A 7,121-nucleotide genomic window follows, 5' to 3' on the forward strand; every position below is an offset into this window, starting at 1 on the left:
GACGAACTCCTGACCCAACCCCGCGCCGAAGCAGCGCCCAGAGGGAACTCCACATAACCGCGCACTACACATAAGTCCAGTAATGTTGCGCGCAACATTAATCGACGAACTCGGATATTTGCCCTTCAGCCAAGCCGGCGGAGCACTGCTGTTCCATCTTCTAAGCCGCCTGTATGAGCACACGAGCGTTGCCATCACAACGAACCTGGACTTCGCTGAATGGTCCAGTGTGTTCGGCGACGCGAAGATGACCACGGCATTGCTGGATCGGCTGACGCACCACTGCCACATCGTGGAGACTGGAAACGAAAGCTATCGTTTCCGGCATAGCAGCGCCAGTGCAAAGAAACGCATCCGGTCGCGCGAAGCAGCGCGAAAAGGCGATGCCGCTGGCGTTTCCGAATCCGCCTGACCTCGTTCGCCGCGCAGGGGAAGCTGCGGAGGGCGTAGCTCGTAGCAGCTTCCCCTGCGCCACGCACTCTCATACGAAGGAGGACAACGACCACGGAAACCCATACACTTATCCACAACCGGTCCCACTTCAGACCGGTCTCCACCCCGGCTCAAAATTCAATCGGCGCGGTGGTTCAAAATTCAATCGGCGCGGACACAGATAAGCGATGAGGGAGAGGATGACCCCGGCGATGACGGCACCCCAGGAGATACGGGGAAGACCGTCTTGTGTAGTGAGCAGGCGCATTTTGAAATCCGTGAAGTTAGGAAAACGAAAAAAATGATATTCTTGAAAATTGATGTTGTGGTGTATAGCGCAAGGGCTATTCCCAGGTGGGTCGGACGACGGCCCGAACCCTTATCTGCAAGTTACGCCACTTGTGCGAATGCAAATAGAGGGTATCCGCTCCAAGCGTGAGAATCGAAAGAATTTATTGTCCACGACGCAATGTCCCGCGTTGCACTGGAGCAAGTTCGAGTTGAGGGATGATTCAAAAGTTTGGAAAGGCGGGCAGCCAGCGAGCTTGCGACGGGGCGCGCTCGCGTGCTGTCGGAGTTCAACAAACAAAGGCCCGCTCGGAAGCGGGCCTTTGCTTGTCGTTGCAGAGACTATCCCGAAGCAGCGGCACTGTAGATGCTTAGTGCTTTTGATTCGGCTTGTTCATCGATTGCGCGGCCGTATCGGCGCCGGTCTTCATTGCATTGCTCGCGGCCGAGACATTCGACTGGGTTTCCTTCGCCAGGGAATCAGCCGCGTTCGCTGTCGCCTCGGCCGAGGCCGTGGTCGCTTGCTTCAAGTTCGTCTCCAAGGCCACAGCAGCCTTTTCCGACGCCTCGGATGCGTGATCAACCGCAGTCTTGAAGATCTCGTTCATGTGACCGCCATATGAAGCAAACTGGCTTTGCGCCTCTCGCGCCACCTGCTCGCCTGTTGCCGAGACAATCGCAAAAAAATGCCGACTATACGATGCTGCCTTTTCCGGAACTTGCGTAAGCAATTTCGATTGCCATTCGTTCACGTCGCTGGCATTTTCAGGCGCTGGCCTGGTTGCACCCTCGTTTTCGGAAATGAGCGTTCTAATGGTTTGCACATTAAGTTGCGTTAGCTTTTGAAAGCCGTCCATATACTTATCAGTCAAGCTCATCCACGCCTGGAATTTAGCTTTTTGAAATGCTGCCATTTGCTGCGGAGGAAGAAAGAACATGAATTGCTCCGTTTAATTTTTAGACGGGTTTGGAATTTCTGGAGAGGTGAAAAATGCGTTGCTGCATTGCACGGTGAAATTCATCCTACAGCATTGAATTCAAGCGTCAAGCCTTATTTCATTTATGCAAGAATGCAATTTGCGGTCCGTATTTTTTACGCCGCCCTTTTTTATTCCTAAGCTGGATAATTTGAAAAAGGTATAAACGACCCAATTATTATTTCGACGCGCTGCCTATTTGGCCGAGCGCCTGGGGGCCCATCTATCGTGAGTCGGCGACAGCCTCGAAGAATCGCATCATCTCTCGCGCAGCGTTCGGACCCCGGGCGTCCGTGTGAGTGGCGTTGGGATCGCCACCCGACCAAGCGTGACCAAGCCCGTGGATCAGCCACTGTTCGCCGAAGACCTCCCCGCCGCCGCTACGTCGATACGTGTTGCGGGTATAGGGATAGCCTTGCTCCACTTGTCCGAGTTCGGTGGTAACCGAGGCGTATGCCTCATCCGTGCCGAGCATCAGGCTCCGATGCATCTGCATCAGCCCCTGGGCGTTCAGCGGATGCACCGTGGTGTCTTGATCACCGTGAAAGACGATGAGGGGCACCGCACGACAGACGCCCATCGCATCTCGTGCGGCGCTCAGCTGGGCGATGCAGGTTCCCGTCCTCATTGCGGTCATCGCCGAAAATGCTTCGTCGGCGACACCGAACGCCAAGCCTGAATGAATCCCGGCGGCCGAGTAAAGGTCGGGATGAGTGACCGCAAGGTTCACTGCCATCGCCGCGCCGGCCGACAATCCGGCAATGAAAACGCGGGTCGGATCGATCTCGTAGCATGCCATCACCTCGCGCGTGATTCCCGCGATGATCGAGGCTTCGCCTGAATCGCGGACCTGATCTGCCGGCCGAAACCAATTCCAGCACCTGAACATGTTGGCACTCGTTCCCTGCTCGGGATAAACGACGATACAGCCGCCACTTTCAGCGGCCAGATTCATTCCGGTGCCGAGAGCAAAGTCATCGGCGTCCTGGCTGGCGCCATGAAGCATGACTATAAGGGAGGTGGGTGCGCCGCGATAATTCGCCGGAACGTAGACCTTGAAGTCGTGGACACCCGTCGGATGGGAAAACCGACCTGAGAGCCATTGCGGCCCGGATTGAAGCGGTGAGCACGAATCGAAATTCGCAGCTTCGACCACGTCGTTGGCGACGCGAGAAACAAACAAGCCTGTTAAGGGAGACGATGAACTGTCGAAAGAGGGGTGACCCGAATTGTGCATTACGGCTGTTGCGTTGATATTTTTCATTGGACCCTTTTATTCGGACTGATTTGCGCGAGTGTCGAGTATCGATCTAACAATGGCCCGCCACCGGGAAACTCGAATGTATTTTTCTCGGCGAGGACTAATGCGGTGAATCCTTGGAAACCAGGTCGGACGCGTGGCTGTTGGGAAGGTCGGGCTCGGAAGCAAATATCGTTGGAGATCAATTCGCTTTCGTAATGGCGTTGATCCCAGATTTAGAACTTCGATTTCAGGTTCATCGTACCCGCGTTTACCCTTGGCGCGAAGGCGAATAAAGATATTTACGAGTTTAGGTACCACAAGGCATCGACATTCCGATGGGAGGTGGCAACACGGTCATCGTTTCCGGCGGCCGTCCCTGCCGTCGGTCGGGGGACGGTCCAAAAGCGCAGCTAGGCAGCAAATACGAAACGTACCCGCTTCCTTCCACGCATTGAACGTTGCCGATCCGCATTGAGCCACTCTATATCGAGCAGCAGCCAACCTCTGATCAGGCGACAAGTGGCTAGTTTGGATGATCTGAAGTACATCAGAGCGACGGCGGCCTCGGCGGCAAAAGGCCAAAGATGCCTCGATTCGGCGATGGCTCGCATTGCTCATCGCGGAGCGTAGGATCCTTGGTGCCTTGGCGCTGAACATTGGCTCGTGAGCATTGACAACAGGCAGATGTTTCATGAAGGCGGATCAAGTATCAGCAGCCAAGTTTCGTTACCGCTTGGCGTGGCCGATGCGACCGTGCAGCCCTGCGCCAGCAGCGCCGGTAAGGCTTGTGATTGGTAGGTAATGTTATTCGCGTCGGCATCTCCGAGTATCACCCAAGAACGTGCATTGTTAGTGTCGGCGCCGCCGAACAAAATGACGCATCGTTGGGGGCCGGGTCGCACTGGTGGCTGATTGTCGGGGGAACCCCATCGGTCTGACATCTTCAACTCCGCGATCAAGGCTGGTAGGCGAGTCGCCCTCTCGAAGAATAGGCGGGATTATGTAATGGTCAACTAAATTCGGACAAGGCATGTGTTCGGCGACGCGAAGATGACCACGGCATTGCTCGGTCGGCTGACGCACCACTGCCCCATCGGGGAGACTGGCAACGATAGCTAACGTCTCCGGCATAGCAGCGCCAGTGCAAAGAAGCGCATCCGGTCGCGTGAAGCGGCGCGCAAGGGCGAGGCCGCCGGCGCCTCCAAATCCGCCTGACCTCGTTCGCCGCGCAGGGGAAACTACTACGGGCTACGCCATCCGCACCTTCCCCTGCGCAACGCACTCTCATACGTAGGAGGACAACGACCACGGAAACCCATACACTTATTCACACCGGGTCTCGCTTAGACCGGTCTCCACCCCGGCTCAAAAATCACTCGACATCTCCGGAACTCGTCAGCGTCGCAGCGCGGTTTGGTACCGGAACGCACGCCGCACGAACTTGAGCAGACCGACGGCGTGGCGCATTGTGGCGCGATTGCTTGGCAGAGACCGGCGGTCGCGGGCGGCTGCGTTGCATTAACCGAAGCGGGATGGAAGCCATTCTTGCGCCCACTTAGTCGCAAATTCGACCGCATCTGCGCGAAGGTCGAAGCCCGCCAGGTCACCGCTCATAAACCACCCGGCTCGCTCAGCCACCTCAGTCATGTCCCCGGCTGAACTTCCGCCAAAACTCCACAAACCTCAGCGGTATCGAACTGTTTGACGAAGTTGCCTTATTCGATAGCAGCCTTCTGGGGCCGGGACGCCGGCGCTGACGGAGTGACGCCACCCGGCATCTTCCGTCGACAACGCGGAAGGTAACTTAACGCGGCTCGCGTCCCCTTCGAAGGCCGTTGGCACGCAGGTCTCGCGTCCGGAAATTTGCTCACGGCCGTCGTGTATCCCTGGGTGAAGGCAGGCGTGATGAGCGGCGCACGCCGAATAAAGGGCTACTTTTGCAATGATCTATCGTATTTGGCGACAGTTGCGCTTGTCGCCGTATTGATGAGCGACTTCTACAGTGGACGCGGGCTACCGGCACGCTGGCGCAGACAGCAGTTACATGATTCAGATATATTTTTGACAGGCGCCGCGGGGCCCGGCCGACAGACATGGATAGCTCTACCCCGAAAGTCGAACTGAAGTCAAACCCGCCCGCGACTGCCCCGGCCAACGGCCAACGACCTTGCGAATGCGCGGCGAGCAACGAGTGGTGGCGTGCTTTGGCCTTGTCCCAACGTTGATCCAGGGGCCGCTTCGATGCGATGGACTGTTGGCAGATACCATAATGCGGGCGGGATCGTCGATTTTCCGGCGTCTTGAAACCGGGTGATCGCCCCGCTGTCGCATAACATGGGCATTGTTTTAGATAGCCCGGACGCACCTGGCTTGCGACTAGGAGCACTGCGCCAAAGCGCCGTGCGGCAGAGTAGCTCATTCGGCGGTCCCGGCGCTTGCGTAGCTGGGGAGAGCGCTATTTCTTTTGAATCCTGACTCAATTTAGTTTGCTTTGCTATGGGATTAGGCGCATTGTGAAGTGACACGAAACGTACCTCTAGCCGCCAGATTATCGCTATCTGCATCGACACCGTTGCTGGCGGTCAGCATCACAAAAGGACCGCGCCATCATGACCATCGCCACTATCGAATACAGAGGGTACGAGCTCCGTGCTTTCTCTCATCAGGAATTCCCCCTGCATCGCGACCCGTATGCCAAAGGTCCGAGAAGGTTCTCTTCCGTTGTGCGAATAGAGGACATGCAACGCAGCAACGTGAACCCGCGGCGCTACACAACTGTGTACGCTGCGACTGACCCTACGAATGCGATCGACGCCATCGATTCGGCCATGCAATACGGCAAGGACATTGTAGATGGCAAGGTTCAGGCAAACGAACTCTGACGTATGCTGTATCCCGGATGGCTTATTTCTGAATGGCGCCCAGAAGGCGCAGATTGCGCTCGGATGCGCGGGCCACGAATGGCTTTCGCGACAGCAGGATGTTTCGCGTGTTGCCGGTTCCCTACGGGGTCACCGAAACGACGAATAAGGCACCGCTAAGGGGGTGACTATGACATATGCAATCTACGCAATCCTGACGGCGATGACGATCATATTTTCCGTCTCGTTCTACTGGTATCGGCAGAGTGTCCGGCGCGCGGAGGAGGCTCGGTGCTTCAGAGACAGTCACGTGATCGAAAGATTGCGCGGAAAACTCAGCCTTTAGGCGTCGACAGGATAGCCGCCCTGGCCTGTCGATATCTCACTCGGCCAATGGCTTCGCTTATCCAACTATGTGATCAACGCGCCGCGTCATCATGTCGGCCCAACGCCCTCGGAACGCGCCGCCCGGTACTCCAGGCTCGCAATCGACGCGCTTCCTGCGCAGGACCCTGTACGGGCGTCCTCGATGGAGTTGCTTACCGACTCACGCGAAATTGCAGTTACAACCGGGAGCTTTCTTCGCCAAACCGATATATCCCCCAGGCGCGAGGCCCGCGCGGTTTGCCTGGCTCGCGGCCGATTGCTTCGACGGATCCCACGTTTTTTTGGCCGCCTTCTCGGATCCTGTCCGTCCAGCGGAGCCAAACCACAGCCTATCAGATGTGGGGTTACGACCGCCGATCTTCCGGGATAGAGCCGTGTGCGCATACGATTGTCCAGAAGGCCACTCGGTGCATGCACGATATTTGCGCACTGATAACGGCCCCGAAGCGTCGTCGAAAATTCCTTTCCCATGAACTGCGGTCGATCGACGGCGAGATTGCGCATATTCGTTTCGCGATCGAGTGGGAACTCAGTGAAGAGCAGGCGGCGCCGGTCCTCACCATCGCTTATTGGCGTCAGCGGTTGTTGGACCTTCTCACGGGGCGAAGTCTGCTCGCGCATCAGCGCGAGGCAATCTTCGGGCTATTGAAGCGCATAGAACAGTACGACGATATTTAATGCGATGCCTAGTTTTGCCAACGCCCTATTGAACGGCGCAGATGAACAACGACTAGAAGAGAGGAGCAATGGCGAGAGCAATTCCGCACTTGTGCGCGTACGACCTGCTCGTCATCGATGCGGACATTGTACATATCCGAATGGCGATTGAACGGGAATTCGATTCACGTTTCCCACGTGGGCCGGCCCCCGCAAACACCGGACATGCGGCAACGCTTAAATTTTGAGGTAGTCTTCTGCCTATGTTTAAGCCTA

At 56.7% G+C, this 7,121-nt stretch carries 4 protein-coding genes and 2 pseudogenes; 4 read left to right on the plus strand and 2 right to left on the minus strand.

Annotated features, from left to right (window positions below):
- Positions 1-85: 85 nt before the first annotated feature.
- A pseudogene (locus AWB72_RS28130) lies at positions 86-412 on the plus strand (ATP-binding protein); the annotation flags it as partial.
- Between the two features lie 679 nt (positions 413-1,091).
- Here the strand turns inward: AWB72_RS28130 and phaP are convergent.
- Together phaP and AWB72_RS28140 are read right to left on the minus strand one after the other, a co-directional pair.
- Entirely contained in the window at positions 1,092-1,658 is a 567-nt protein-coding gene (gene phaP / locus AWB72_RS28135; RefSeq protein ID WP_143754727.1) for a TIGR01841 family phasin, read from the minus strand.
- Positions 1,659-1,920: 262 nt separating this feature from the next.
- Positions 1,921-2,961 carry an extracellular catalytic domain type 1 short-chain-length polyhydroxyalkanoate depolymerase gene (locus tag AWB72_RS28140; RefSeq protein WP_087129189.1) on the minus strand — a complete coding sequence of 347 codons (1,041 nt, stop codon included), beginning with the start codon at positions 2,959-2,961 and terminating at the stop codon, positions 1,921-1,923.
- A 1,011-nt stretch (positions 2,962-3,972) separates the two neighbouring features.
- Between AWB72_RS28140 and AWB72_RS29610 the strand changes: the two are divergent.
- From AWB72_RS29610 to AWB72_RS28155, 3 genes and pseudogenes are all read left to right on the plus strand, one after another.
- Positions 3,973-4,155 (plus strand): annotated as a pseudogene (locus AWB72_RS29610) (ATP-binding protein); the annotation flags it as partial.
- A 1,394-nt stretch (positions 4,156-5,549) separates the two neighbouring features.
- Positions 5,550-5,822: a hypothetical protein gene (locus tag AWB72_RS28150; protein ID WP_087129191.1), complete on the plus strand. Its 273-nt coding sequence runs from the start codon at positions 5,550-5,552 to the stop codon at positions 5,820-5,822.
- Positions 5,823-6,599: 777 nt separating this feature from the next.
- Positions 6,600-6,866, plus strand: coding sequence for a hypothetical protein (locus tag AWB72_RS28155; RefSeq protein ID WP_143754728.1), 267 nt, complete (start codon positions 6,600-6,602; stop codon positions 6,864-6,866).
- Positions 6,867-7,121: the final 255 nt, after the last annotated feature.

Source organism: Caballeronia concitans (genome assembly GCF_001544615.1).
GTDB classification, from domain to species: Bacteria; Pseudomonadota; Gammaproteobacteria; order Burkholderiales; family Burkholderiaceae; genus Caballeronia; species Caballeronia concitans.

Excerpts from the sequence above, each read along its gene's own strand:
- phaP (WP_143754727.1), bottom strand. The coding sequence starts at position 1,658 with ATGTTCTTTCTTCCTCCGCAGCAAATGGCAGCATTTCAAAAAGCTAAA.
- AWB72_RS28140 (WP_087129189.1), bottom strand. The coding sequence starts at position 2,961 with ATGAAAAATATCAACGCAACAGCCGTAATGCACAATTCGGGTCACCCC.
- AWB72_RS28150 (WP_087129191.1), top strand. The coding sequence starts at position 5,550 with ATGACCATCGCCACTATCGAATACAGAGGGTACGAGCTCCGTGCTTTC.
- AWB72_RS28155 (WP_143754728.1), top strand. The coding sequence starts at position 6,600 with ATGCACGATATTTGCGCACTGATAACGGCCCCGAAGCGTCGTCGAAAA.